The sequence below is a fragment of the Nocardioides sp. HDW12B genome, from assembly GCF_011299595.1.
In the GTDB taxonomy this organism is placed as follows: domain Bacteria; phylum Actinomycetota; class Actinomycetes; order Propionibacteriales; family Nocardioidaceae; genus Marmoricola_A.
In genome coordinates, this window is sequence record NZ_CP049867.1 from 782,792 (window position 1) to 807,902 (window position 25,111).

A 25,111-nucleotide genomic window follows, 5' to 3' on the forward strand; every position below is an offset into this window, starting at 1 on the left:
CGTGTCGTTCGTGTCTAGACTCGTGTGACAGATGTGAAAGCAGAGACACGAGACTGCTGGAGTGACGCGTGTGAAGAAGTTGACCTGGGTGCTCGGTGTGGTGCTGGCGGTGGCCCTGACCGTGGGGCTGACGTCGGGACCGGCGACGGCGTACCGGCCGGAGAGTCGCGCCACCTTCAACGTGCCCAAGCCGTGGGGCCGGACCGTCAGCAACTACACGATCGTGCGGTCGATCGAGAAGGCCATCGACAACACGCGGCCGACCAAGCGTCACCCGCGACCGCGCATCCACATCTCGACGTACCTCATGGACCGCAGCATCAGCACCGCCAAGCTGATCGCGGCGTGCCGCCGCGGGGTCTCGGTGCGCGTCATCCTGGACGAGGAGATCGCCAGCCGGCCGTCGCGCCGGCTCATGGCGGTCCTCAACGCCGACAACGTGCGCGACCGCAACGACGACGGCAAGGCCGACACCAAGCCCAAGCGCGGTCCCTGTGACACCAAGCTGAAGAAGAAGAAGGACAAGAAGAAGGACAAGAAGGGCGACGCGAAGCGCGACGGCAAGAAGGACGGCAAGAAGAAGGACGGCAAGCAGAAGGCCGGCAAGAAGAAGAGCGCCAAGGACAAGCGCGCCGTCCAGCGCAAGCGCAAGCCCGGCCCGGGCCGCCCGTCGGTGAAGTGGGGCAAGGACCTCAGCTACGCCAAGAAGTGCGAGGGCTCGTGCCGCGGCGTCGGCGGCAACATGCACAGCAAGTTCTTCCTGTTCTCCCGCACCGGCAAGGCGCAGCAGGTCGTCATGGTCAGCTCCTCGAACCTCAACCGCGGTGGCGCCCTGCTGGGCTGGAACGACATGTACACGATCGTGGGCCGCAAGAAGTCCTACGACGAGTACGTGCGGATCCACCGCCGCATGACCGACGACGTGCGCGCCGGCGTCAAGAAGGTGCAGTTCAAGGACGGCCCCTACGTCAGCCGCTTCTTCCCGATGCGCGACGCCAACCGGCGCAACGACCCCACGATGGTCGACCTGCGCAAGGTGGACTGCCGCGTGGGCAAGCAGCGCACCGCCCTCCACGTGTCGATGTTCTTCTGGAAGGGCGTGCGCGGCAACTACATCGCCAGCCGGCTGCTCGACCTCGCTCGCGAGGGGTGCCGGGTCAACATCATCTACGGCGCGCCCTCCCTGCAGATCGCCGAGCGGCTGCGCAACGCCGCCCGCGCGCGGCTGATCAACCTCTACGACAGCCGCTGGGACATGAACGGCGACGGGGTCAACGAGGTCCGGGTGCACTCGAAGTACATCCTCATCAAGGGCAAGTACGGCAGCCAGAAGAAGACCGTGCGCGTGCTCACCGGCTCGCAGAACTGGGTCGCCGGCTCCCTGAGCCGTGGTGACGAGACGACCCTCAACATCGCCCGCGGCAAGGCCTACAAGCAGTACATCGCGCACTGGAACCGCGTGAAGTCGCACTCCCGGCGGTTGCCGTACAACTGGTGAGCCGAGCAGGGCGGGCGGGGCGGGGGCGCCGCGGCTCTGGGTGACGCGGAGGCTGCGCCTCGAGGCCCCGGAGCGAGCTCCGGGGCTTCTCGGCGCTTGAGGCCGTCCGCATCACCCGGCGCCGCTGCACCCCCGCCCCGCCTGCGTGCGCGCAGGGGCAGGAGCGCTGTCCGCGTCACCCGGCGCCGCTGCGCCCCCGCCCCGCCTGCGTGCGCGCAGGGGCAGGAGCGCTGTCCGCGTCACCCGGCGCCGCTGCACCCCCGCCCCGCCTGCGTGCGCGCAAGGGTGCGGTCCGCGTCACCCGGCGCCGCTGCACCCCCGCCCCGCCTGCGTGCGCGCAGGGGCAGGAGCGCTGTCCGCGTCACTCGGCGCCGTGCGGGGAACCGGGGGAGCGGGCCTCAGCCCTGGTCGGGCTGGACCAGGGCGTCGGTGATGACCACCGGGTGGTCGGTGGCGCGGGAGATCAGGCCGCCGCGGGTGCGGACGTGGTTCTCGAAGCTGATGTCGAGGGTGCCGAAGACCCAGTCGATGCCGAGGTCGCCGGGCGGGCGGCACGGTCCACCGACGCTGCCGCCGGCGGACGCGCTCATCCTGCCGCCGCCGGTGACGCGGCAGAAGGCCTCGGCGCGCTCGTTGAAGTCGCCCATGAGGATGACGGGGTCTCCCGTGGCGGCCTTGAGCCGGTTGGCCAGGTTGACCTGCATCGTCGTACCCATGTCGCGGAACCGCTCGTTCTGGCCGCGCTTGGCGTTGCTGGTCGGGTTGTGGATGTTGATGAACCAGACCCGCTGGCCGGTCTCGCGGTGCTCGAGCTGCACGTAGGGCATGGGCACGCGGTTGCCGCGGAAGTAGGGGCTGGCCAGCGTCCGGGTGTCGACCGCCTCCCAGACGTCGGTGCGCCAGGCGATGGAGTTGCGCACGCCCTTCTTGCCCAGCGCCATGCCGGGGTAGGTGTCCCACTGGCCGCCGCCGCGACGCAGGAAGGTGTAGTTCTGGATCGGCTCGAACTCCTGCAGCCCGACCACGTCGGCCTGGAAGCTGCGCAGGATCTGCAGCGCCATGCCGGTGCGGGTCACGCCGGAGGCGTAGCCCGGCTTGTTGCCGCCGCCCACCGTGTGCGAGTGGCCGAGGACGTTGAAGCTCATGACGCGGAAGGCGGTCGGGACGACCTCCTCCGAGAGGCTCTCCTCCACCGCGCTGGCGAGGTCCTTCTGCGACTCGTCCGTGCGCTGCGAGGTGCCGTCGGCGTCGTCGGACCCGGACGAGCCCTGGGCGCCCTTCGCGTCACGGTCCCGGGGTCGGTCGCCGGGCTCCTCGCTGGGAGCGGCCTCGCTCTCCTCGGGGAGGGGAGCCGCCGAGGTCGTGCCGTCCTCCGGCGTCTCCGACGCCGACGGGGCCGCGGGAGCCGCGGTCTGCTCGGGCTCCCCACCGACGACGCCCGTCGCGCGGGCGGTGACCATGCCCAGCAGCACGAGCGCGAGCAGGATGCCGAGCAGCGCCTGCCGCGAGAACGCGGAGGTCTCGGACGCGTGCTTACCCACGGTGAGTTGACCCTTCCTTGCAGCACGGCGCCGACGGCGCCACCGGTGCCGTCGGACTCCCAGGCGCGACGGCGGCGTACGCCGAGCACGCATGTGACAACGAGATCGACGGGACAGGTCGAGTTTATCCGACCCCGGGGCTCAACGAGGCGGGGAGAGAACAGTCACGCAGAAGGGACGCGTCGTCACGAAGCGGACTCACGTGACTGGGTTATCCTTCCGTGGTCGCTGGGGCGTGTGGAACGACGTACGCCCGTCCTCAATTGTCTCCCGTAGGGGGAAGCCGTGCGCAAGTTCCTGTCCGTCCTGATCGTCGCCGTGCTCGCCGGGTCCCTGACCCCTGGCGTCGCGCAGGCCGCCTACACCCCCGCCGGTGGGGGGACCTTCAACGTGCCGCGCCCGTGGGGCAGCGACACCGAGCGCTACCGCATCGTGCGCCACGTCGAGACCGCCATGAAGAACACCCAGGGTCCGACGGCGGCGTTCCCGAACCCGACGATCCACATCTCGACCTACCTGCTCGACCGCTCGCAGAGCGTCGACCAGATGGTCGCGGCCTGCCGCCGGGGCGTCTCGGTGCGGGTCATCCTTGACGAGGACATCGTCAACCGGAACTCCAAGCGCCTCATCAAGATCCTCAACGCCGACAACGTCGAGCGCAAGGCGGACGGCACCTTCACCCGGCCCAAGGCCGGCCCGTGCAACTCCCGTCTGCCGGGCGCGCGCAGCGCCGAGGTCGACGACGTGCCGCTGACCGACGCCCAGGCCCGCGCCAGCGCGGCGGCCCCCACCGACGCCTCGGCGACCTGGGGCGCCGACGGCAGCTACGTGAAGCGCTGCGACGGCTCCTGCCGCGGCGCCGGCGGCAACATGCACAGCAAGTTCTACCTGTTCTCCCGCACCGGGGACGCGCAGAACGTCGTCATGGTGAGCTCGTCGAACCTGAACCGCGGCGGCGCGCTGCTGGGCTGGAACGACCTCTACACGATGAACGACCGCCCCGAGAGCTACCGCAAGTACGTCGACATCCACCGCGAGATGACCGAGGACAGCCGGGCCGGCGACGGCAAGGTCGAGGTCCAGGACGGCCCGTTCACGAGCCGCTTCTTCCCGATGCGCCGGGCCAGCAAGGCCAACGACCCGACCCTGGCGGACCTCAACAAGATCGGCTGCCGCAGCTCCTTCGGCCCGACGCAGGTCAACGTGTCGATGTTCTACTGGAAGGGCCCGCGCGGCGACTACCTCGCCGACAAGCTGCTCAACCTCGCGCGCAGCGGCTGCGACGTCAGCATCATCTACGGTGCCCCGTCCGTCGCCATCGCCACGCGTCTGCGGGAGGCGGCTGGCCGCAACCTGATCAACCTCTTCGACAGCCGCTGGGACTTCAACAACGACGGCTACAACGAGATCCGCACCCACGCGAAGTACGTGCTGGTCAAGGGCGACTTCGGTGGCGACAACGCCCACCACATCGTCATGACCGGGTCGCAGAACTGGGTGTCCGGATCGCTGTCGCGCGGTGACGAGACCACGCTCAACATCGAGCTGCAGTCGGCGTGGTCGGACTACATGCGCAACTGGACCGCGATCCGCAACCACGCGCGTCGCCTGCCCTACAACCGCTGACGGAGAACGGGTGAGCCGACCTGTGGACACTCCCGCGCCGCGGGTGGTGCTGCACGTCGGCGCTCCCAAGAGCGGCACGACGTACCTGCAGCGGGTGCTGTGGCGCAACCGTGACGAGCTGGCCGGGGTGGGGCTGACCTGCCCCGGCTCCCAGCAGCGGGCGATGTTCGAGGCCGCCGTCGAGGTGCGTGGGGTGGCCGAGCGGTGGGGCATGGACCCCGACGGCATCGCGGGCACCTGGGCCCGGCTGTGCGCGGAGGCGCGGGCCCACCCCGGCACCACCGTGATGAGCCACGAGGTGCTGGCGGCCGCCTCGGCCGAGCAGGCGGCGACCGCGATGGCCGAGCTCGAGGGGCTCGAGGTCCACGTCGTCTTCACGGCACGCGAGGTCTCGCGGCAGCTGGTCTCGGAGTGGCAGGAGAACGTCAAGAACGGCAGCGGCCAGAGCTTCGAGCGCTTCAGCCGCCTGGTGATGAAGGACGCGAGCCGCTCCGAGCACCTGTTCTGGCGCTACCAGAACGTGCTCGGCGTGCTGGACCGCTGGGGGGCCGGCGTGCCGCCCGAGCGCCTCCACGTGGTCGTGGCGCCGGTCGGGGGCGGCGACGTGACGGTGCTGTGGCGCCGGTTCGCGGAGGCCTGCGGGCTCGACCCCGACGTGGTGGCGAACCCGGTGGTCTCGCAGTCGGCCAACCAGACGCTCGGCATGACGCAGGTCCGGCTGCTCCGGCGCGTGGTGACGAGCCTCGACGGACGCCTGCAGCAGCCCGACTACGCCCGGGTGGTCAAGCGGCTCTTCGCCCAGCGGGTCCTGGCCGGCCAGTCCTCGGACCGCCCGACGTGCCCCCCGGCCCTCTACGACCCCCTGACCGAGCTGTCGCGCAGCTGGATCGGCGGCGTGCGCGAGCGCGGCTACCGAGTCCACGGCGACCTCGACGAGCTGCTGCCGGTCGCGCCGCCCGCGGACGCCCGGGCCCCGGACGCCGTCCCGGCCGAGGAGGAGATCGCGCTTGCCGCCGACGCGATCGCCGAGCTCCTGCTGGAGGTCTCCCACCGCCCGCCACCGCGCAAGAAGGCGGAGCGGGCCGACGGTGCAGCTCCCCGGCCGGGCCCGGGCGTGGTGCCGCCGGCCCCGCGCGGGCGCAGCCTGGTGCGGCGTACGGCGTCGCGCCTGCGCCGTCTCGCCCGCCGCCGCTGACCCACGTCACCGCCGGGAGCCGGACGCACCGGCTCGGCCTGGGCGGGAGCAGGTCGCGGCACCGTTAGGGTGATCCGGTGCTCCGATCCCGCCGCGCCCGCCGCTCCTCGATCTTCCTCCACGTCGGCAGCCCCAAGACCGGGACGACCTTCCTGCAGAACGTGCTGTGGAAGCAGCGGGCTCTCGCGCTCGAGCAGGGCCTGCTGCTGCCGCAGGAGCGCTTCCACGACCACTACCTGGCGTCCCTGGACGTCCGCGGCGTCGCCGGGCGCGAGCACCACCCCGAGCGGGCGGTCGGCATGTGGGACCGCGTGGTCGAGGAGGTCGCGGCCACCAAGCGCGACGTCCTGGTCTCCCACGAGCTGTTCGCCGCCGCCTCCGCCGACCAGGCGCGTCGCGCCGTCGAGTCGCTGGCCGACGCGGGCGAGGTGCACGTCGTGCTGACGGTGCGCGACCTGGTCCGGCAGATCACCGCGGAGTGGCAGGAGCACGTCAAGCACCGCTCGACGGTGACGCTGGAGGAGTTCGTCGCCTCGCTGCGCTCCGACACAGCGCGGACGTCGTGGTTCTGGCAGGTCCAGGACTTCGCCTCGGTCGTCGAGCGCTGGCGCGCGGACCTGCCCGCCGACCGGGTGCACGTGGTGACGGTCCCGCCGGCCGGGTCGCCCCCCGGCCTGCTCTGGGACCGCTTCGCCGGGCTGCTCGGGCTCGACCCGGGCTCCTTCGACACCGAGTCCTCCCGCTCCAACACCTCGCTCGGCGCCGAGCAGGCCGAGCTGCTCCGCCGGGTGAACGCCGGGCTGGGCTCGCGCCTGCCGCTGCCGGGTCCCTACCCGGCCGTCGCGAAGGAGCTGCTCGCCCACCGGCTGCTGGCCGCTCGCAGCGGCGGGCCCCTGCGGCTGACCCCGGAGGACATGGCGTTCGCCGTCGACGAGTCGGCCGCCCAGGCCGCCCGCCTGGAGGCCGCTGGGGTGCACGTGGTCGGCGACCTCGCCGAGATCGTCCCCGACGCGGGCGTCGTGGGAGCGGCCGCGTCGCCCGACGCCTACGCCGCCCCGGACGAGGCCCGGCTGCTCGAGGAGAGCGTGGCCGCCATCCAGGGCCTCCTCGTCGCCCTGGCCGACAAGCGCGCGCAGCGCCGCTACGAGCAGATGAGCACCGAGCTGCGGGAGGCGCCGGTGCGCTTCGTGGCCAGCAGCTACGTGCGTCGCCACCCGCTCCTGGCGCGCGGCGTGCGCGCCGTGCGCCGCCGCTAGAGGCAGGTCCTCGCCCCGGGACCGACCCGAAGCTGCACCGCCCCGACCGGCTCTGCGACGTGACGCGGAGGCCGGCTCGGGTTAGCCTGCCGGGGCGGACGCGAACCACACGCATCACTCCAGCCCCATGAGCACCGTCCGCGTGAGGTGCCCCGATGAGGTCCGACAACCCCCGCCGCTGGGTGCTGCCCGTGGTCCTGACGGTCGCGACGGTGGCCGCCGCTGCCCTCGTCCTGCCGCCGCTGGCCTCGACCGGGGGCGCGGACGACGACCGGCCGGAGGCCGTGCTCGCCGCAGCGCCCCACTCCGAGATGCCGTTGCGGGTGGCCACGTTCAACACGGCCGCGACCCTCGGCAGCCGCGCCGCCGCCGAGGACGTCGTCGGCGTGGTCCGCAAGGGCCGCCCCCACGTGCTCGCGCTGCAGGAGATGGGCAACCCCGACCGCCGCACGTTCGTGCGCCGTGCGCTGGTCGACTGCAAGGGCTGTCCCTACCGGGCCTACGTGCCCGGCAGCGCCGTGCCCGCCAGCACCCCGATCCTGTGGCGCGCGCGGCGCCTGGCCCTGGTGCGCGGGTTCAGCCGTCAGGTCACCGAGGCCACCCGGGTCGGGGCACGGGGCGCGGGGCCCGCGGTGATCAGGGCCAAGTTCGTCAACGGGGTGCACCTGCGCGACCGGCTGACCGGGCGGCACGTCTACGTGCTCAACAACCACACCGTGCCCACCGTCCAGACCGGCGACGGCAGCCCGAACACGCGTCTGCCCGCGCGGCTGGGCATCTACCGCAAGCACATGCAGGGCCTGCAGGAGATCGTGGCGGGGCTCCGGAAGACGGGCGCCGCCGTCCTGGTCGTCGGCGACCTCAACGTCAACTACCGCTCCGACCGGGTGGCGAAGCCGCGGCTCTTCCCCTACACGCGCCTGGGCGAGGTCGGGATGCGGGCGAGCTTCGAGGCGACCGGGCTGCCGCGGCGGGGGACGCACGTGCTGCGGCGCAGCGGCAACTCCGTGCGGCTGATCGACTACGTCTACGTCATGCGTCAGCGGGGCTCGGTGCCGCTGGACAACCGCATCATGGGCGGCTTCCGCTCCGACCACCGACCCCTCGTGGTGACGCTGCTGATGAAGGCCCGCGACTGACCATGTCCGTGGGCACGCCGTTGCTAGGGTGACCCAATGCCCGACGCCCGGCCTGCTCGAGCCGACACCGAGACGATCTACCTGGTCTCCACCAGTGGGTTCCCCAACTACGGCGACGAGGCCAGCACAGCCGCGTGGCTGCGCTTCCTCGCCACCGCCCGTCCCGACGCCGACGTCTGGCTGGACTGCAACGACCCCGGCCTGAGCGCCGTGCTCTTCGACGGCTTGAACCCCCGGCTGCGCGTGACCGACATGGTCTGGCGGCTGGCGCGCGAGACCGCCGAGATGACAGCCGAGGAGGGCGACCGCCACGTCGACGTCCGCCTGCGCGACTTGGGCAGCCCCCGCTTCGATCTCGGGCTCCTCGCCCTGCGCGAGGCCTCGACCTACCACGTGGTCGGCGGTGGCTACGTCAACGACCTGTGGCCCCACCACCTGCAGCTGCTCCGCGCCGGGCTCCGGCTCAAGGAGCTGAGCGGGGCCCGCCTGGTGGCCACGGGCATCGGGCTCACCCCGTTGACGCGACCGGACGAGCTGAAGGAGGTCTTCGCCGCCTTCGACCACGCCACGGCGCGCGACGCGCCGAGCGCCGAGGCCGCCGGCATCGCTCTCAGCAGCGACGACTCGCTGCTCGGCCTCGACCAGGTGACCGGCTTCAAGCGGGGCGGTCACACCGGGGGAGGAGCACGCGGCGACGTGTGGGTCTGCCTCCAGAGCGACCGCATCTCCGGCGAGGACCTCGAGACCGCCGTCGCGGCGGTCCGCGAGCTGCTCGCCGGCCCGCGCTTCGCGGGACGCACGGTCCGCTACCTCGAGGCCATCCCCGGGGTGGACCGGATCGCCTTCGACAAGCTCGCGGACCTGATCCCCGAGGAGAACTTCGTCCCGTTCGTCGACCTGTGGCGCAACGGCTTCCCGGGCGGGCAGGACCAGACCTGGGTGACCTCGCGCTTCCACCTGCACCTGCTGGCCGCTGCCACCGGCGCCGAGGGCGTCGTGGTCGAGCCCGACGAGCAGTACTACCGGCCGCTGCACGCCTCGTTGCTGGAGGCCGGCACGGGGTGGGCGGTGTCGCCCGCGAGCAGCCCGAGCCTGCCCGAGCCCTCGGTCTCGGCGCGGTTCCGCGGCGTCGCCGCCGCCGCCCACGAGGCCAAGCGGGCCGAGGCGGGCGCGCTCTACTCCTGAGGCTCCTGAGGCTCCTGAGGCTCCTGAGGCTCCTGAGGCTCCTGCTGCCTGCCGGGGCCGCGCTTCGCGCCGCCCCGCTTCGGCGGCGCCGGCTGCCAGGTCGCGACGATGCGGCACACGTAGGGGTCCTCGGTCTCCCGCACGGCGAGCCCGGTGCCCTGCTCCTTGTGCAGCACGCGGCCGCCGGCCCGCTCGATCTGGCGCACCACCGTGCGTGGGCGCAGGTAGCGGCGGTTGTGGTTGCCGAACAGCTTGGGCCGGTGCCGGTCCTCCGGGGTGCGGAACTCCAGGAAGAGCAGCCCGCCCCGGCGCAACGACATCGAGGCGAGCCGCATCACGTTGATGCGGCCCCAGAAGTCGAGGGCGTGCAGGGTGAAGCGGGCGTAGACGTCCGGGGTCTCCTCCATGCGGCTGATCTCGGCGCCGAAGGCCAGCACCGCCCGGGTGTCGTAGAGGTTGAGCGTGCGGAACGACGCGTCCAGCCCCTCGCGCTTGGAGTGGTTGTTTGCGCGCAGCACGGGGGAGAAGCCGTAGTCGACACCCGTCACGGTGCGCGTCCGACCGCCCTGGCCCTCGCCCGAGGCGAAGTAGTGCGCGTCGCGCCCGGTGCCGCACCCGACGTCGATCAGCGGCCGGTCGGTCGGGTAGGTCGCCGCCACCCACTCGGCGAACGGCGACGGGGTCCGCAGGTGGCGCTGCGGGTAGCTGTTGTAGAAGACGTCCCAGTGCTTGCGGTGGGTCTTGAGGCCGCCGAACCAGCCGCCGAGCCGCCGTGACAGCCACTGCGGGGTCTCGTACTTGAACGAGGGGTCGGGGACCCGCCAGCTCTCGCCGTACGTCGCCGCCAGCAGCTCCTCGGACCGGGCCGGGGCCGGCAGCATGCGGCCCATGAGCTCGACCGGGCGCAGCGGGAGGATGGTCTCGACCGGCAGCCGGAAGCCGGTGTCGGAGGGCATGTAGAGCACGCCCTCGACCCAGTGGGCGGTGAAGACGTCGACGTAGCGCGTGCTGCCGTCCTGCATGAGCAGGCGGACGTTGAGCCGGACGCCGGAGCCGCGCCGGACCGTCCAGCCCGCCTCGCGCAGGGCGCGCTCGACGCGGAAGCCCTCCCGCACGACGTCGACGGGGAAGGGCTCCTGGCTGACGTAGGCGAGGTCGACGTCGTTGTCGTGGCCGATGAGCCGGCCGTTGCGCACGGCGCCGAGCAGGGTGCCGTAGCTGATGAAGGCGGGCACGCCCGCCACGGTCTCCAGGTCCTCGATGAGACGCTCCACGGCGTCCATGAGCTCGTCGATGTCGGAGCCCGCCTCGGCGCTCAGCGGGCGGATCAGCCGGCCCCACTTGTCGAGGGTGAGGGGCTGGCCCTTCTTGTCGGTGATGCTGACCTCGCGGTCGGTCTCGCCGGCGAACACGTGGTGGGTCGAGGCGACCTCGTCGCCGGAGACGTGCGAGCGCACCAGCACGTCGGCGTGACCGCGCAGCAGCCGCCGCAGCGCCTTCGGCCAGGGGGCGTTCAGCCGACCGTCGCGGCGCTCCATGTCGCGGGAGGGCTGGAACGACCAGGCGTGCAGGCCGTTGAGCACGACGTCGTACGTCGCCTCCGGGTCCAGCTCGGCGTCGACGCCCAGCGTCTCGTCGTCGACGACCAGGGAGGCGCTCATCGACGCCCCCGACCCGCGAAGCGGTGGCGGGCGCGCGACACGAGCCCGGCGGCACGACGGGGGACCGACCGTGCCCCGGCCCGGCGCCGTAGCCGCTGCTGGGCCAGCGTGAGCCGGCGGACGTCGCGGATCATGCGCTCCATGGCCACCGCGGCCACCTCCACGAGCTCGGCGTCGCTGACCTCCGAGGGGCGGGCCAGGTCCGGCTCGTCCGCCGGCTGGAGGTCGTCGAGGTCGCCGGCGAGAGGGTAGCCACCGTCCCGGACGGCCGCCACGGCCGCCGCCGAGGCCTCGGCCAGGGCCGCGCGGTGGTCCTCGCGCAGCCCGAGGCGCGGCCCACGCTGGGGCACGAGCACGTCGTGGGCGAAGTAGCCCCGCACCCAGCGGTGGCGCTCGGGACCCTTGCGCAGCGGTCCCGTGAGGTGGGGCTTGACCCGCTGCAGCAGCGCCGCCTGGGGGGCGCCGAGCGACTCGTTGGGGTGCGCGGTCTCCATGTCGAAGCCGGTGGTGTCGAGGCCGAGGACCTGGGTCCACCGGTCCCAGAGCAGGTTGCGCGCTGCCCCGGGCGGCGGCACGGTAATGACGTGGAGCCGGTGCGGGGGCACCGCCTGGCTCCACTCGGCGAGCACCGTCGGGACGTCCTGCGAGCGCCAGCCCCACGCGCCCCGCACCCGGCGGGCCAGCACCTCGTCCATGTAGTCGTCGACGCTGAGGTCGGAGTTCATCTTCAGCGCCTCCTGCCACACCGCCGGGAACTGGCGGACGTAGTCGCGCAGCACCACGACGACGTGCACCTCGCCCTCGAGCGAGGCGACCAGGTCCTGCGCCTGCGCGCCGGTCGTCATGCTGAGGAACTCGTGGCTGAGCAGGCCGTCACCGGAGAAGCCGTTCAGCTCGCGGCGCAGCTCGTCCCAGGTGTCCGCGTGCGGGCCGAGGGCCTCGCGCGAGGTGCCGCGGATGGCCTGGCTGGCGTGGTAGTGGTCCATGCGCTTGGAACCGGGGTAGAGGAAGCCGCGGGACCGCAGCAGCCCCCGGTTCTGCCACATGGTGGTCTGCAGGAAGGTCGACCCCGCCTTGGGCAGACCGACGTGGACGAAGACCCGCCGAGCCATTGCTTCCCCTTCACTGGTTTCCGTCGTTGCGCCGTGGTGCACGACCGGACTGGTGCTGCTCAGAGCGCGTCGGAGTACTTCTTCAGCACCGCGTCGACGCGCTCCTGGTCACGCTGTGACAGCGGCAGCAGCAGCTCCTGCACGACGTCGGTGACCTCGGCCAGCCGGCGGTTCAGCCGACGGGCCTCCTGCATCTCCTTCTCGAGCTCGGCCACCCGACGGCGCAGGTCGTCGACGCGCGCCTCGCTCACGGGCAGGGCCTTGCGGCGGAAGGCGACGAGGCGTCGTCGGGTGCGTCCTGGCCTGGCCTGCGCCCGGTTCGTCATCTGGTGTTCACCTGTCGGTCGAGGGGAGCCATACGGTAACGCGTCACGGGCCTGCGATCCGGGGCGCGGCACGCACGATAGCCTCATCGGACCCAACGCCCCGGCGACCGCCGGGGGTGCCGGGCCCTCGTGGGTCCCAGGGTCCGAGGGAAGGACACGCACGTGATCGGGATGGTGCTGGCTGCCGGGGCCGGGCGGCGACTGCGCCCCTACACGGACACGCTGCCCAAGGCGCTGGTGCCGGTGGACGGCGAGACCACCATCTTGGACATCGCCCTGCGCAACCTCGCGGCGGTCGAGCTCACCGACGTCGTGGTCGTGGTGGGCTACGCCGCGGGCGCGGTCGAGGAGCGGCGCACCGCGCTGGAGCGCCGCCACGGGGTGTCGCTCACGCTGGTGCACAACGACAAGGCCGAGATCTGGAACAACGCCTACTCGCTGTGGACCGCGCGCGACCACCTGCACGAGGGCGCGCTGCTCGTCAACGGCGACACCGTGCACCCGGTCTCGGTCGAGGAGACCCTGCTGGGCTCCCGTGGACCGGACATCCTGCTGGCCATCGACGCCGAGAAGCGGCTGGCCGACGAGGAGATGAAGATCCAGGTCGACGACCAGCGGCACCTGACGCGGATCACCAAGCTCATGGACCCCGCGACCGCGTTCGGCGAGTACATCGGCGCCACCCTCATCGAGCCGGCTGCGGCCGTGCCGCTGGCCGACGCGCTGCAGACCACCTTCGAGCGGGACCCCGACCTCTACTACGAGGACGGCTACCAGGAGCTGGTCGCGCGTGGCGCCCACATCGGCATCGCGCCGATCCCGGCCGGGACCTCCTGGGTCGAGGTCGACGACCACCGCGACCTGGAGAAGGCTCGGGAGATCGCGTGCCGGTACTAGCCCGGATGCTGGCGAGCCCCCTGTTCGTCGACATCCGCCGGGGGGCCGTCGAGGACCTCTCGACCCTGCTGCACGAGCGCTACGTCTCGAGCACGGGTCGGGTCCTCATCGCGGTGGGACGCACGCAGGGCGCCGACATCTGGCGCCGGATCAGCAGCTCGCTGCCGGAGGCGACCGTCTTCGAGGTGCCCGACGCGAGCCTCGCCGCGGCCGGCGCGCTGCAGGAGGAGCTCGGCAAGCAGGGGTACGACGCGGTCGTCGCCATCGGCGGCGGTCGCACCCTCGACGTCGCGAAGTACGCCGCCACGCGGGCCGCGCTGCCGATGGTGGCCGTGGCCACCAACCTGGCCCACGACGGCATCTGCTCACCCGTGGCCTCGCTGGAGCACCCGCACGGCAAGGGCTCCTACGGGGTGGCCCTGCCCCTGGCGGTCGTCGTCGACCTCGACTTCGTGCGGGCCGCCCCGCGTCACCTCGTGAGCGCCGGCGTCGGCGACGTCGTGAGCAACCTGTCCGCGATCGAGGACTGGCTGCTGGCGCACCGCACCCAGGGCGAGCCGGTCGACGGGCTCGCGATGGCCTTCGCCCGCACGGCCGGCGAGGCCGTCCTGCGCCGGCCCGACTCCATCGAGGACGACGCCTTCCTGGTCGCGCTCGCCGAGGCCCTGGTGCTGTCGGGGATGGCGATGTCGGTGGCGGGCACCTCGCGACCGTGCAGCGGGGCGTGCCACGAGATCGTGCACGCCGTCGACCAGCTGTTCCCGGGCAAGTCCAACCACGGCGAGCTCGCCGGCGTGGGTGCGCTCTTCGCGACGTCGCTGCGCGGTGACACCGCGCTGCTCGGCGAGATGGCCCAGTGCCTGCACCGCCACGGGCTGGCCACGGACCCGGCCGGGCTGGGCCTGACGACCGACGAGTTCGTCCGCGCGGTGCTGCACGCGCCGACGACGCGGCCGGACCGCTACACGGTGCTCGAGGAGCGCGACCTGGACGAGGCCGGCGTGCACCGCGAGGTCGAGACGTTCACGACGGCGGTCGCGGCCGTCCTCTGACCTCCCGGTCCCGGCCCGGGGGCCGTGTCAGACCGGATCAGGCCGGATCAGGCCGTGGCCCCGTCCTCGACGTCCTCGTCGGGCAGCTGCTTGTGGTGCGAGATCTCCACGCACTGCTGCACCAGGTCGACCAGCTCGTCGACGGCGGCCTGGAGCGGGTCGGGCCGGTGGGACCAGTGGTCGGCAGGGGTCACGGCCTCGAAGGGAAGGCGCGGCAGCCGCAGGATCTGGGGCTCGGTCACCTCCCCGGCGGACGGACGCCGGTCGGGCAGGCCCGCGCTGAGCTGTGCGCGCAGGGTCAGCAGCCCGTCGCGGGCGTGCACGGCGGCGGCCAGGACGTCCTTCGGCGCCGCCTGCGGGAGCTTGGCCCGGACGTCCTTGCCGGGACGCTGCACGACGAGGTCGTCGAGCGAGCCGACGACGTCGACACCGTGGCGACGCACCGCGCGGCGGATGCGACGGTTCCAGCGCACGCCGAGGAGGTGGCCGCGTCGGTGCATGCGGATGGGCTGCTCGACCTCGGCCCGCGAGCCGAGGATGCGTCGCGCGAGCGGTCCCTTCACCAGGAGCGTGTAGTCGGTGGGGGAGAGGTCGAGCTGCTTGTTGACCAGCCGCATGAGCTCGGTCGAGGCGTGGCCGAGCGAGCTGTTCGAGGTGTCCTCGGGCTGCTCGCACACGTCCGGGTCGACCCCGACGACGGACGCGAACCGCTGCCACAGCAGGGCCGGGTCGGAGCCGCGCGGGGGCACCGTCACCACGTGGACGCGCTCGGCGCCGACGAGGGGAACCCACACGTCGAGCATCCGCTCGATGTCCTGGGTCCGGCGGAAGAGCCGCACCGGCTTGCTGACCGGCCCCGCCCGCTCCGGTCCGTCCGCCAGCGCGATCGCGTCGCGCACGCCGTACACGAAGCGCCGGTAGGGAACGTGGGCGCCGTTGCGGCAGCTGGTCTGCCACTGCGCCGGGATGGTGGAGATGGTGTCGCGCACGGTGAGGATGATCTCGACGTCGGCGTGCGCCAGCGAGTCGAGGATCCGCTGGGCCTGCTCGGTGTCGGCGAAGCTGAGGAACTCCATCGAGAAGATTGACGCCTTCTTGCCGCGGCCCCGGTGGGCGAGCATCTCGGCCACGATCCGGTCCCACCGGCCCTCGACGGCGGCCTTGCGGCGGGGGTCCTGGACGGAGAAGCCGAGCACGTCGGCCGCCGCGCGGCTCTGGTCGGTCCACCGCTCCCCGGGGAACAGGTAGCCGGCCTCGGCCAGCCGCTCCTTGTTCGCCGAGAGCAGCCCCTGGAGGTAGGTGGTCCCGGTCTTCATGGCGCCGATGTGGAGGAAGATCCTCGGTCTCCTGCGCAGGCGGACGTCCCAGTCCCGCCGAAGGGGCAACATGCGGCGAAGGCTAGCAGGGCGTGGCGCTGGTCCCGGCCTCCACGCTGGTACCGTGACGGGGTTCAGGAGCCGCCAAATCTTGAGGAAACCACGTGAGTGACGCGACCCCGTCCCCCGTCTCTGCCGACCGCGAGAGCGAGGGGTTCCGAGTCGTCCAGCGGACGCTGATGCGCGCCGACCAGGAGCTCGACGTCCGGTCGCTCTACCTGGCCGGGGTGTCCGGCTTCAGCGGCGGCGGAGGTCCGTCGCGCCAGTCCGGCGCCGGCCACGACGAGGGCGGCGAGACGCAGGAGTCGACCTCCTCGGAGACCGACAAGATCATGGGCCACGGCCGGGTGACCGACGACGGGCACACCATCGTCGAGGCCGAGCACCGGCTGACGTTCGGCACCTACTTCAACGCGTTCCCCGCCAGCTACTGGCGCCGGTGGACCGACTTCGAGGCGGTCACGCTGCGCATCCGCGCCCGCGGCGACGGCAACGTGATCGTCTACCGCTCCACCTCCAAGGGACACGTGGTGCGGGCCAGCTCCGCCGCCGTGGACTCCGAGCAGAGCACCGACATCGAGCTGGTCCTGCCGCTCAAGCCGTTCATCGACGGCGGGTGGTACTGGTTCGACGTCGAGGCGGGCGACCGCGAGATCGTCATCGAGTCGGCGGTCTGGGGCTTCCCGACCGACCGCACGGTCTCCAGCACGGTGACGATCGGCATCACGACCTTCAACCGGCCCGACTTCTGCGTGGACCAGCTGCTGAACCTCGGGCAGGACGCGGCCGTGCTGGAGATCCTCGACGAGGTCGTCGTGGTCGACCAGGGCACGCAGAAGGTCGTGCACAACGAGCACTTCGAGCGGGCCGCCGAGGCGCTGGGCGCCAAGCTCCGCGTCATCGAGCAGCCCAACCTCGGTGGCTCGGGCGGCTTCTCCCGCGCCATGAGCGAGGGAGTCTCCCGCGGCGACTCCGACTACGTCCTGCTCCTCGACGACGACGTCGTCTGCGAGCTCGAGGGCATCCTGCGGGCGGTGGCGCTGGCCGACCTGGCCAAGCAGACGGTCCTCGTCGGAGGTCAGATGTTCAGCCTCTACGACCGCTCGGTGATGCACGCCTACGGCGAGGCCATCGGCACCTGGCGCTGGTTCTGGGGCCCGGCCCCGGCGACGCTCCACGGCCACGACTTCGCACGCAAGTCGCTGCGCTCCACGAGCTGGCTGCACCGCCGGATCGACGTGGACTACAACGGTTGGTGGATGTGCCTCATCCCCACCAAGGTCATCCGCGAGATCGGCCTGTCGCTGCCGATGTTCATCAAGTGGGACGACGCCGAGTTCGGCCTGCGGGCGCGCGCTGCCGGCTACCCCACGGTGACGATGCCCGGTGTGGCCGTCTGGCACGTCCCGTGGACCGAGAAGGACGACACGCTCGACTGGCAGGCCTACTTCCACGAGCGCAACCGCCTCGTCTCCGGCCTCCTCCACTCGCCGTACGAGCGCGGTGGGCGGCTCGCCGTCGAGAGCCTGGAGAACCACGTCAAGAGGCTCATGTCGATGCAGTACAGCACCGGCGAGACCATCCTCATGGCGCTCTCGGACGTCCTCGAGGGCCCCGAGCGCATGCACCGCGACATGTCGTTCCGGCTCAAGGAGCTCCGCACCCTGCGCGAGCAGTACTCCGACGGCCGCTCCTCGGCCGACCTCGACGACTTCCCGGCCCCGCGGCTGAAGAAGCCGCCGAGGCGCGGTCGCGGCGTCCCGAACCCCAGCGACACCGTCGGCAAGGTCAAGATGGCCGTCACCGGTCTCGTGCGGCAGGTCCGACCGACCCGCCCGCTGGCCCAGGAGCACCCCGAGGGGATCGTGCCCCACGTCGACCAGCGCTGGTACCGCCTCGCGCACTTCGACTCGGCCATCGTCTCGACCGCGGACGGCGTCGCGGCGTCGTGGTACCGCCGTGACACCGCGGAGTTCCGGGCGCAGCTGGCCCGGTCGACCGCCCTGCACAAGCGGCTCTACCAGGAGTGGCCCGAGCTGGCGCGTCGCTACCGCGAGGCCCTGCCCGAGCTCACCTCGCCCGAGAAGTGGAAGCTCACCTTCGAGGGCCTCGACGACGACGAGTTCGACGCCGGGCTCCCGAGCGGACCGGCCGCGGAGGGCACCGTCCGCCCGTGACGCACATCCCCGTCGACCACGCCGTCGACCCTGCCCGGGTGCCTGACGCCCCGCTGGTCGCCCCTGGCGCCCGTGGCGGGCTCGTCGACGTCTTCCGTCGGCGCTACCTGCTCAAGCTGCTGGTGCGCAAGGAGATCCAGGCGCGCTACAGCGGGTCGTTCCTGGGGATGTTCTGGTCCTACGTGCAGCCGGCGGCCCGGTTCGCGGTCTACTTCTTCGTGATGGGCTACATCCTGGCCCTGCACAAGAACGTGGAGATGTTCGGCATCCACGTGTTCGCCGGGCTCGTGTTCGTCCACTACTTCACCGAGACCTTCGGGGCCGGCACCCGCTCGATCGTGCGCAACAAGGCGATCGTGAAGAAGATGTCGATGCCGCGGGAGATGTTCCCGGTGGCCTCGATGATGGTCTCCGCCTTCCACGTGGTGCCGGGCCTGGTCATCCTGACGGTGGCCGGCCTGGCGGTGGGGTGGACGCCCGACCCGGTGGGACTGGCCGCAGGCCTGCTCGGCTTCGCGATCGTCGGGGTCTGGGGCACGGCGGTCGCGCTGCTCTTCAGCGCCGCCAACGTGTTCTTCCGCGACTTCGCCAACATCGTCAGCACGCTGACGATCTTCGTGACCTTCTCCTGCCCGATGATCTACCCCTACAGCATGGTCGACGACCGGTTCGGCGCGGCGGCGCAGTTCTACCTGCTGAACCCCGTGGCCGAGGCGGTGCTGCTGAACCAGCGCTTCTTCTGGGTCGGCGCCACGCCCGACCCGGAGGCGACCATCGCCGAGCACATGCCCGACAACCTCTTCGCGCTCGGCTTCGCCCACCTCGGGGTCGCGCTGGTCGTGCTGGTCGTGGCGCAGCTGGTGTTCGCCCGGCTCGAGGACAAGTTCGCGGAGCGGCTCTGAGATGACCCAGTCGATCGTCGTCGAGAACGTCTCCAAGCAGTTCACGCTCCGCTTCCACCGCACCCTCAAGCAGGTCACGGTCGCAATGGCCCGCGGCCAGGACGTTAGCAACCGCTTCCTGGCCCTGGACGACGTGAGCTTCACCGTCGAGCAGGGGGAGTCCATCGGCCTCATGGGCCTCAACGGGTCCGGCAAGTCCACGCTGCTCAAGATCATCAACGGCGTGATGCGCCCCGACTCGGGCTCGGTGCGCACGCGCGGGCGTGTAGCCGGACTGATCGCCACCGGTGCCGGCTTCCACCCGCAGCTGACCGGGCGCGAGAACATCTACCTCAACGCCGCCATCCTCGGGATGACGGAGGCCGAGACCAAGGCCAAGTTCGACGACATCATCGACTTCGCCGACATCGGACGCCACCTCGACACCCCCGTCGGCCACTACTCCTCGGGACAGTTCTCGCGGCTCGGGTTCGCCGTCGCCGTGCACACCGAGTCGGACATCTTCCTGGTCGACGAGGTGCTCGCGGTGGGGGACAAGCCCTTCAAGAAGAAGTGCATCGCCCGCATGGAGGAGATCAAGAAGGAGGGGCGGACGCTGTTCTACGTCAGCCACTCCGCGCCCTCGGTCAAGCGGATGTGCGACCGCGTGCTGGTCCTGGAGAAGGGCGTGCTCGGCTACGACGGGCCCACCAAGGAGGGCATCCGCTACCTCAAGTACGACAACGACCCGGACGACGTGAACTCCGAGGAGGAGAACGACGACGACGCCGAGTACGGCGCCGACATCTGAGTTACACCGCTGTAGTTTAAGTCGCTCTGACAAAATACAGTCGTGTAGTTATCCCGGATCCATTGCGGTCCTCTGTTACTGGTGTGACATTTGTGAACACCTGAGACCGAGTGAGCCGCTGGGAGACCCCTCACGATGCCCGAGATGCGCCGTCGTTTTGCCGTGCTGTGCCAACAGTCGACCGTCCTGGCGGTGGTCGCTGCGGTCGGGCTGTCCGCCGTGGGGGTGGTGGAGCTCGACGTCGTCGCGCCCTCCGGCCCGCAGGCCGTCGGGGGAGCGGGCGCCTCGCAGGGCGGCCTCTCGCTCGTCTCGGCCGCCCCGGTCGAGCCCACCGTCCGCAGCGTGCCGCTCGTGGCTCGGGCCCAGAAGGCCCGCCGCGACGCCGAGCTGGCGGGCCGGACCTCCGGGCCGCTCGTCGTCACCAGCGCGCCGGAGAAGGCCCCGGGCTACGCCACCGTGGGCGTCACCTGGCGCGGCGGTCAGCAGGTCACCGAGGACGACGTCACCGTGTCGGTGCGCACCCGTGGCGAGAGCTACTGGTCGCCCTGGCAGGAGATGCACTTCGACCCCGACCACGGGCCGGAGCCGGCCGAGGACGACACCGAGGCCCGCAGCGGCACCGACGCCGTCGTGGTCGGCGACGTCCGTCGGGTGCAGGCCCGGGTGACCGTGCTGCAGGGGGAGACCCCGACCGGCCTGGAGCTGGACGTCGTCGACCCCGGTGACGAGGAGCGGGCGGCGTACGAGTCGGCGGCCATCGACACCGCGGCCCTGGGCAGCCCGGCACCGGTGAGCGAGCCGGGTGCCGAGGCGACCACCGCGTCCGCGGTCCAGGCCGCCGGCGTCAGCGCCCCCAAGCCCCAGATCTTCTCCCGTGACCAGTGGGGTGCCGACGAGTCGCTGCGCGACCGCGGCTCGCTGCGGTACGGCGACATCGACGGCGGCTTCGTGCACCACACCGTCAACGCCAACGACTACAGCCGTGACCAGGTGCCCTCGCTGCTGCGCGGCATCTACGCGTACCACACGCGCTCGCTGGGCTGGAGCGACATCGGCTACAACTTCCTCGTCGACCGCTTCGGCCGGATCTGGGAGGGTCGCTACGGCGGCGTCGCCCGCCCGGTCGTGGGGGCCCACACCCTGGGCTACAACGAGGACTCGTTCGCGATGTCGGCGATCGGCAACTTCGAGACGGCCCAGCCCAGCGACGTCATGCTCGACGCCTACGCCAAGCTCTTCGCCTGGAAGCTCGGCCTGCACGGCATCCGGGGCGACGACGGCGACGTCGTCATCTCGGGCGACCACTTCAAGGCCATCAGCGGCCACCGCGACGCCGGCTCCACCGCCTGCCCCGGCCGCTACCTCTACGCCCAGCTGCCGGCCATCCGGCGCGCGACCGCGGCTGCGCAGAGCGGTCGCGACCCCGACCCCACCCCGCCGCCCCCGACGCCCGAGCCCGAGCCCGAGCCGGTGACCACCACCGACCGGGACGCCGACCTGTCCGGTCGGTCCTTCCCCGACCTCGTCGCCCGCGACAAGCGCACGGGTCGCGCCGTGGTGATCCGGACCGGCGGCATGCTCGAGTTCGAGGCCACCGACGTGGTGGCGCGCGACCTCAGCAGCTTCGACCTGGTCGCGGCCGCCGACGACCTCGACGGCGACGGCACCGCGGACCTGGTGGCGCGGCGCACCGAGGGCGGGGAGGCCGTCCTCCTGCGTGGCGAGGCAGCGGGCGCACGGTTCCGAGCCGACCGGACCTACACCGAGTTCGCCCGGCTCGACCTGCTCACCGGGGTCGGCGACCTGGACGGCGACGGCAACGCCGACCTGGTCGGACGCACCCGCGGCGGCGCCCTGCGCCTCTACCCGGGCAAGGGCAACGGCGCCTTCGCGCCCCACGTCACCCTGGCCGCCTCCTGGGCCGGCTACGACCTGACCACCGGCGCGGGCGACCTCGACGGCGACGGTGACGAGGACCTGCTGGCGCGCTCCGGGTCGCAGCTCTACCTCGTCCCCGGCACCGGCGACGGAGCCCTCGGCCAGCGCCGGGCCCTGCCCGGCAGCTGGGGCGGCTACGACCTGGTCACCGGGCGCGGGGACGCCACCGGTGACGGACGCGACGACCTGGTGGTCCGCGTGCGGGCCACGGGGCTGACCTACGTCCTGCCCGGTGACGGCGCCGGCTCCGTGGAGCCCCGCATCGGGGGCTGGAGCCAGTTCGCGCAGGCGCGCTGGGTGGCGCTCGCCGGCCAGCTCGCGGGCAACCGCATGCCGGACCTCGTCGGCCTCGCGCGCGGCGGGGCCCTGCAGGTCCACCCCCACAGCGGGCGCACCAACATCGAGGCGGTCGTCGCGACCGACGTCGACCTCGGCGAGGTCGACGTGCTGCTCAACGTCGGTGACTGGGACGGCGACGGCCACGGCGACTTCATGACCCGTCGCCCGGCCGGTGCGGTCCTGCTCTACCGCGGGCGGGGCGACGACACCTTCGCCGCGCCCGTGAGGGCCGCCGAGGGCTGGAGCGGCGTCGACCTGCTCGCGCCCCTCGGTGACGTCACCGGAGACGGGCGACCCGACCTGCTGGGTCGCTACCAGGGCGCGCTGCGGGTCTACCCCAGCAACGGCACGACCGGGTTCCGCAAGAGCCTCGCGTCGCCCGGTGCCGGTCGCGCCGACCGCGTGGTCGGCGTGGACACCTGGGGCGGGGACCGGCTGGCAGACGTCGTGCTGCGCCGGCCCGACGGCACCCTCGTCGTGACCAGCGTGCTGGGCGACGGCAAGGCCGACGGGACGCGTGTCGGCACCGGGGCCGGTGGCTACGACTGGATGCTCGGCCAGGGCGACGTCGACGGCAGGGGCCGCTCCGACATCGTGGCCCGGCAGCCCGCCTCGGGTGAGCTGTGGCTGCTGCGCGGCACGAAGGACGGCTTCTCGCGCGTGCGGCTGGGCAGCGGCTTCGAGCGCTACGACCTGGGCGGGTGACCCGGCCAGAGCACGGCCCGCTCGGCCGCCGCGCGCTCCGCGCGGCGGTCGGGGGCGGCGTGACGCACCCACACCGTGCCGTCACCGCTCTGCAGCGGGCCGAGGAAGGCGCTCAGCCCCGCCCGTGAGGTGGGGGCGACCTCGGTCAGCAACCGACCGCTGGTCCCGGCGGCCTCGGCCAGCACCTCCTGCTGCGTCAGCGTCCCGTCGGACCCGGCCCAGGCACGGTCGCCCGGCAGCGGCAGGTCGACCGGCACGAACAGGTCGGGCTGGCCCCACACGACCTGGCTGAAGTCGGTCACGCCGGGGGGCAGCGGCTCGGTGAAGCGACCGGCCATCGGCAGCAGCGACAGCGCCACCACCGGGACGTCGGACGCCGGTGCCGTCGCCGCCCCGGCCGGCTCGGCGTAGCGCGCGAGGCCCTCGGGGCCGCAGACGACGAGGTCCACCTCCGCAGCGCGGGACGGGTCGGCCGTGACGGTCAGGCCCACGCTCCACAGGGCGCCGAGCCACACCGGGGCCAGCCAGTGCGTCGGCAGGTCCACGAGGGCGAGACCGCCCCGCTCGACCATCAGCTCGTCAGACACCAGCGAGGCCGTCTTGGCCACCCAGTTGGCGTAGGTCACGACGGAGAGCTCCACCCGCTCCCCGGTGGCGTCGTCGTAGAACGTGACGAGCGGACGGCTGCCGTCGGCGCGCAGCTGCTCGGCCAGGACGCGGGGGAAGTCGGGGGGAGGGGGCACGACCCCAGGCTAGTGAGGGGTCGCGCGTGGCAGGATGCCGCCGTGCCCGCGACGCCCCGCCCCGCCGCCTCCCCGGTCCCCGTCCGTCCCGACACGCTGGCGCCCGAGGCGGTGATCGTCGCCGGCGGGTTCGGCACCCGGATGCTCCCGCTGACCGAGCGCCGGCCCAAGCACCTGCTCGAGGTCGGGGGCGTGGCCTTCCTGGAGCACCAGATCAGCACGCTCGCCGCGGCGGGGGTCGGGCACGTCGTGCTCGCCACCTCCTACCACGCCGAGCTGTTCTTCCCCGTCCTCGGCGACGGCAGCCGCTTCGGCGTCCGGCTGTCCTACGTGACCGAGGACGAGCCGCTCGGCACCGGCGGGGCGATCCGCAACGTCGCCGGAGCCCTCGCGCCCGAGCCGGAGCGGGCGGTGGTGGTCCTCAACGGGGACGTGCTCTCCGGGCACGACCTCGTCGCCCAGCTGGCCGACTTCGAGCAGCCGCGCGACGGTCGCGCCGTCGACGTCTCGCTGCACCTCGTCGAGGTCGCCGACGCCCGTGCCTTCGGCTGCGTCCCCACCGACGAGGGGCGCCGGGTGCTGGCCTTCGTCGAGAAGTCCGACGACCCGGTCTCGAACCAGGTCAACGCCGGGTGCTACGTCTTCCGGCGCCGGGTCGTCGACGACATCCCGGCCGGGCGGGTCGTCTCGGTGGAGCGGGAGACCTTCCCCGGCCTGGTGGCCGACGGGGCGTTGGTGGTCGGGTGGGTGGAGTCGGCGTACTGGCGCGACGTGGGCAGCCCCGCAGCCCTGGTGGCCGCCTCGCGCGACCTCGTGCTGGGTACGGCGACCAGCCCGGCCGTCCGGCGCGCGCCGGCGCCGGCCTGGGTGGACCCGGGGGCGCGGGTGGAGGGCGAGGTCTCCGACGGCTCCAGCGTGGCCGTGGGTGCCCAGGTGGCCGCCGGTGCGACCGTGCGGGGCTCGGTGCTCATGCCCGGGGCCGTCGTCGGGGCCGGCAGCGAGGTCGTCGACTCGGTGCTCGGTCCCGGGGTCCGGGTCGGGGCCGGTGCCCGCGTGCACGGCTGCGCGGTGGGCGACGAGGCGGCGGTGCCCGACGGGGCGATGCTCGAGCCCGGCTCCCGGGTGGCCTGCGGGTCGACCGCCTGAGCCGACCCGCTCAGCCCAGCGCGGCGCCGTACAGCTCGGAGAGGAAGCCGGCGCCGCCGAGGAAGGCGGCGAAGCGCAGCGTGCGCCCGACCGTGCCGACGACGACGAAGGTCACGAGGCTCATCCGCAGCTGCCCGGCGAGCACGGCGACGATGGCGAACGGCGGGAAGCCGCTCACCGCGCTGGCGAACAGCAGCGTGGCGCCGAGCACCGGCCGGTCGTTGGTGCGGGCCTGCCACTTCTCGAGGGTGGCGCGTCCCTTGGGTGTGTCGATGCGCTTGGCGATCCACGGCCACTTCAGGGCGTTGGCGCCCAGGTAGTACCAGACCACCTTGCCCGCCATCTGGCCGATGCCGGCGATGGTGGCCAGCAGCCAGATCCCGGTGGAGTCGCGCACCGCGGCGAGGCCGACCAGGTAGACCTCGATGTTGATGAGGGGCACCAGGGCCGAGGCCACGGAGACGCCGAAGAGGGCGAGTGCCTCACCCACGGCGCTGACCCATGCGC

20 protein-coding genes are annotated in these 25,111 nt (G+C 72.4%); 13 read left to right on the forward strand and 7 right to left on the reverse strand.

Annotation, left to right across the window (positions count from 1 at the left end; translation table 11 throughout):
- Nucleotides 1–70 precede the first annotated feature (70 nt).
- Nucleotides 71–1,498: a phospholipase D-like domain-containing protein gene (locus G7072_RS03705; RefSeq protein ID WP_166084295.1), complete on the forward strand. Its 1,428-nt coding sequence runs from the start codon at nt 71–73 to the stop codon at nt 1,496–1,498.
- 398 nt (nt 1,499–1,896) lie between these two features.
- Here G7072_RS03705 and G7072_RS03710 read toward each other — a convergent pair whose 3' ends face one another.
- Nucleotides 1,897–3,039: an endonuclease/exonuclease/phosphatase family protein gene (locus G7072_RS03710; protein ID WP_166084296.1), complete on the reverse strand. Its 1,143-nt coding sequence runs from the start codon at nt 3,037–3,039 to the stop codon at nt 1,897–1,899.
- A 285-nt stretch (nt 3,040–3,324) separates the two neighbouring features.
- Between G7072_RS03710 and G7072_RS03715 the strand changes: the two genes are divergently transcribed.
- From G7072_RS03715 to G7072_RS03735, 5 genes are all read left to right on the forward strand, one after another.
- On the forward strand, nt 3,325–4,665 hold the full coding sequence (locus G7072_RS03715; RefSeq protein WP_166084297.1) for a phospholipase D-like domain-containing protein: 1,341 nt from the start codon (nt 3,325–3,327) through the stop codon (nt 4,663–4,665).
- Between the two features lie 10 nt (nt 4,666–4,675).
- Nucleotides 4,676–5,860 (forward strand): hypothetical protein, encoded by a 1,185-nt coding sequence (locus G7072_RS03720; protein WP_166084298.1) that lies wholly within the window; start codon nt 4,676–4,678, stop codon nt 5,858–5,860.
- A 77-nt stretch (nt 5,861–5,937) separates the two neighbouring features.
- The gene (locus G7072_RS03725; protein WP_166084299.1) at nt 5,938–7,116 is read left to right on the forward strand and encodes a hypothetical protein; all 1,179 of its coding nucleotides are present in this window, start codon (nt 5,938–5,940) and stop codon (nt 7,114–7,116) included.
- 155 nt (nt 7,117–7,271) lie between these two features.
- Nucleotides 7,272–8,255 carry an endonuclease/exonuclease/phosphatase family protein gene (locus G7072_RS03730; protein WP_166084300.1) on the forward strand — a complete coding sequence of 328 codons (984 nt, stop codon included), beginning with the start codon at nt 7,272–7,274 and terminating at the stop codon, nt 8,253–8,255.
- Between the two features lie 36 nt (nt 8,256–8,291).
- Entirely contained in the window at nt 8,292–9,440 is a 1,149-nt protein-coding gene (locus G7072_RS03735) for a polysaccharide pyruvyl transferase family protein (protein ID WP_166084301.1), read from the forward strand.
- On the opposite strand, the gene G7072_RS03740 is transcribed toward G7072_RS03735, so the two are convergent.
- From G7072_RS03740 to G7072_RS03750, 3 genes are read right to left on the reverse strand one after another with little or no spacing between them, the layout of a single operon-like run.
- Nucleotides 9,431–11,101, reverse strand: coding sequence for a class I SAM-dependent methyltransferase (locus tag G7072_RS03740; protein WP_166084302.1), 1,671 nt, complete (start codon nt 11,099–11,101; stop codon nt 9,431–9,433). The genes G7072_RS03735 and G7072_RS03740 overlap by 10 nt on opposite strands.
- Nucleotides 11,098–12,213 carry a hypothetical protein gene (locus G7072_RS03745; protein WP_166084303.1) on the reverse strand — a complete coding sequence of 372 codons (1,116 nt, stop codon included), beginning with the start codon at nt 12,211–12,213 and terminating at the stop codon, nt 11,098–11,100. Before G7072_RS03745 ends, G7072_RS03740 begins: the two co-directional genes overlap by 4 nt.
- Before the next feature lie 59 nt (nt 12,214–12,272).
- A complete protein-coding gene (locus G7072_RS03750; protein WP_240917136.1) occupies nt 12,273–12,539 on the reverse strand; it encodes a DUF6752 domain-containing protein in 267 nt (88 codons plus the stop codon).
- A 171-nt stretch (nt 12,540–12,710) separates the two neighbouring features.
- Between G7072_RS03750 and G7072_RS03755 the strand changes: the two genes are divergently transcribed.
- Both G7072_RS03755 and G7072_RS03760 read left to right on the forward strand, forming a co-directional pair.
- Nucleotides 12,711–13,436, forward strand: coding sequence for a sugar phosphate nucleotidyltransferase (locus G7072_RS03755; RefSeq protein ID WP_240917251.1), 726 nt, complete (start codon nt 12,711–12,713; stop codon nt 13,434–13,436).
- Nucleotides 13,437–13,441: 5 nt separating this feature from the next.
- On the forward strand, nt 13,442–14,488 hold the full coding sequence (locus G7072_RS03760; protein WP_166084305.1) for an iron-containing alcohol dehydrogenase family protein: 1,047 nt from the start codon (nt 13,442–13,444) through the stop codon (nt 14,486–14,488).
- 47 nt (nt 14,489–14,535) lie between these two features.
- On the opposite strand, the gene G7072_RS03765 is transcribed toward G7072_RS03760, so the two are convergent.
- The gene (locus tag G7072_RS03765; protein WP_166084306.1) at nt 14,536–15,876 is read right to left on the reverse strand and encodes a hypothetical protein; all 1,341 of its coding nucleotides are present in this window, start codon (nt 15,874–15,876) and stop codon (nt 14,536–14,538) included.
- A gap of 92 nt (nt 15,877–15,968) precedes the next feature.
- Between G7072_RS03765 and G7072_RS03770 the strand changes: the two genes are divergently transcribed.
- The 4 genes from G7072_RS03770 to G7072_RS03785 all read left to right on the forward strand — a co-directional run bounded on the left by G7072_RS03770 (nt 15,969) and on the right by G7072_RS03785 (nt 22,715).
- Nucleotides 15,969–18,041: a glycosyltransferase gene (locus tag G7072_RS03770; protein WP_240917137.1), complete on the forward strand. Its 2,073-nt coding sequence runs from the start codon at nt 15,969–15,971 to the stop codon at nt 18,039–18,041.
- Nucleotides 18,038–18,943: an ABC transporter permease gene (locus tag G7072_RS03775; protein WP_240917138.1), complete on the forward strand. Its 906-nt coding sequence runs from the start codon at nt 18,038–18,040 to the stop codon at nt 18,941–18,943. Before G7072_RS03770 ends, G7072_RS03775 begins: the two co-directional genes overlap by 4 nt.
- A 1-nt stretch (nt 18,944) precedes the next feature.
- Nucleotides 18,945–19,733, forward strand: a complete 789-nt coding sequence (locus G7072_RS03780) for an ABC transporter ATP-binding protein (protein WP_166084307.1) — start codon at nt 18,945–18,947, stop codon at nt 19,731–19,733.
- Nucleotides 19,734–19,868: 135 nt separating this feature from the next.
- A complete protein-coding gene (locus tag G7072_RS03785; RefSeq protein WP_166084308.1) occupies nt 19,869–22,715 on the forward strand; it encodes an FG-GAP-like repeat-containing protein in 2,847 nt (948 codons plus the stop codon).
- Here G7072_RS03785 and G7072_RS03790 read toward each other — a convergent pair.
- Nucleotides 22,697–23,458, reverse strand: coding sequence for a TIGR03089 family protein (locus tag G7072_RS03790; protein WP_166084309.1), 762 nt, complete (start codon nt 23,456–23,458; stop codon nt 22,697–22,699). The genes G7072_RS03785 and G7072_RS03790 overlap by 19 nt on opposite strands.
- A gap of 42 nt (nt 23,459–23,500) precedes the next feature.
- On the opposite strand from G7072_RS03790, the gene G7072_RS03795 reads away from it, so the two are divergent.
- Nucleotides 23,501–24,604, forward strand: a complete 1,104-nt coding sequence (locus tag G7072_RS03795; protein WP_206063271.1) for an NDP-sugar synthase — start codon at nt 23,501–23,503, stop codon at nt 24,602–24,604.
- A gap of 10 nt (nt 24,605–24,614) precedes the next feature.
- Here the strand turns inward: G7072_RS03795 and G7072_RS03800 are convergent, their stop codons facing one another.
- Entirely contained in the window at nt 24,615–25,094 is a 480-nt protein-coding gene (locus G7072_RS03800; protein WP_166084310.1) for a VTT domain-containing protein, read from the reverse strand.
- Nucleotides 25,095–25,111 lie beyond the last annotated feature (17 nt).

What these genes read in the sequence shown, in the direction of transcription:
- G7072_RS03730 (WP_166084300.1), top strand. Translation starts at nt 7,272, where the DNA reads ATGAGGTCCGACAACCCCCGCCGCTGGGTGCTGCCCGTGGTCCTGACG.
- G7072_RS03735 (WP_166084301.1), top strand. Translation starts at nt 8,292, where the DNA reads ATGCCCGACGCCCGGCCTGCTCGAGCCGACACCGAGACGATCTACCTG.
- G7072_RS03740 (WP_166084302.1), bottom strand. Translation starts at nt 11,101, where the DNA reads ATGAGCGCCTCCCTGGTCGTCGACGACGAGACGCTGGGCGTCGACGCC.
- G7072_RS03745 (WP_166084303.1), bottom strand. Translation starts at nt 12,213, where the DNA reads ATGGCTCGGCGGGTCTTCGTCCACGTCGGTCTGCCCAAGGCGGGGTCG.
- G7072_RS03750 (WP_240917136.1), bottom strand. Translation starts at nt 12,539, where the DNA reads ATGACGAACCGGGCGCAGGCCAGGCCAGGACGCACCCGACGACGCCTC.
- G7072_RS03755 (WP_240917251.1), top strand. Translation starts at nt 12,711, where the DNA reads ATGGTGCTGGCTGCCGGGGCCGGGCGGCGACTGCGCCCCTACACGGAC.
- G7072_RS03760 (WP_166084305.1), top strand. Translation starts at nt 13,442, where the DNA reads ATGCTGGCGAGCCCCCTGTTCGTCGACATCCGCCGGGGGGCCGTCGAG.
- G7072_RS03765 (WP_166084306.1), bottom strand. Translation starts at nt 15,876, where the DNA reads ATGTTGCCCCTTCGGCGGGACTGGGACGTCCGCCTGCGCAGGAGACCG.
- G7072_RS03780 (WP_166084307.1), top strand. Translation starts at nt 18,945, where the DNA reads ATGACCCAGTCGATCGTCGTCGAGAACGTCTCCAAGCAGTTCACGCTC.
- G7072_RS03785 (WP_166084308.1), top strand. Translation starts at nt 19,869, where the DNA reads ATGCCCGAGATGCGCCGTCGTTTTGCCGTGCTGTGCCAACAGTCGACC.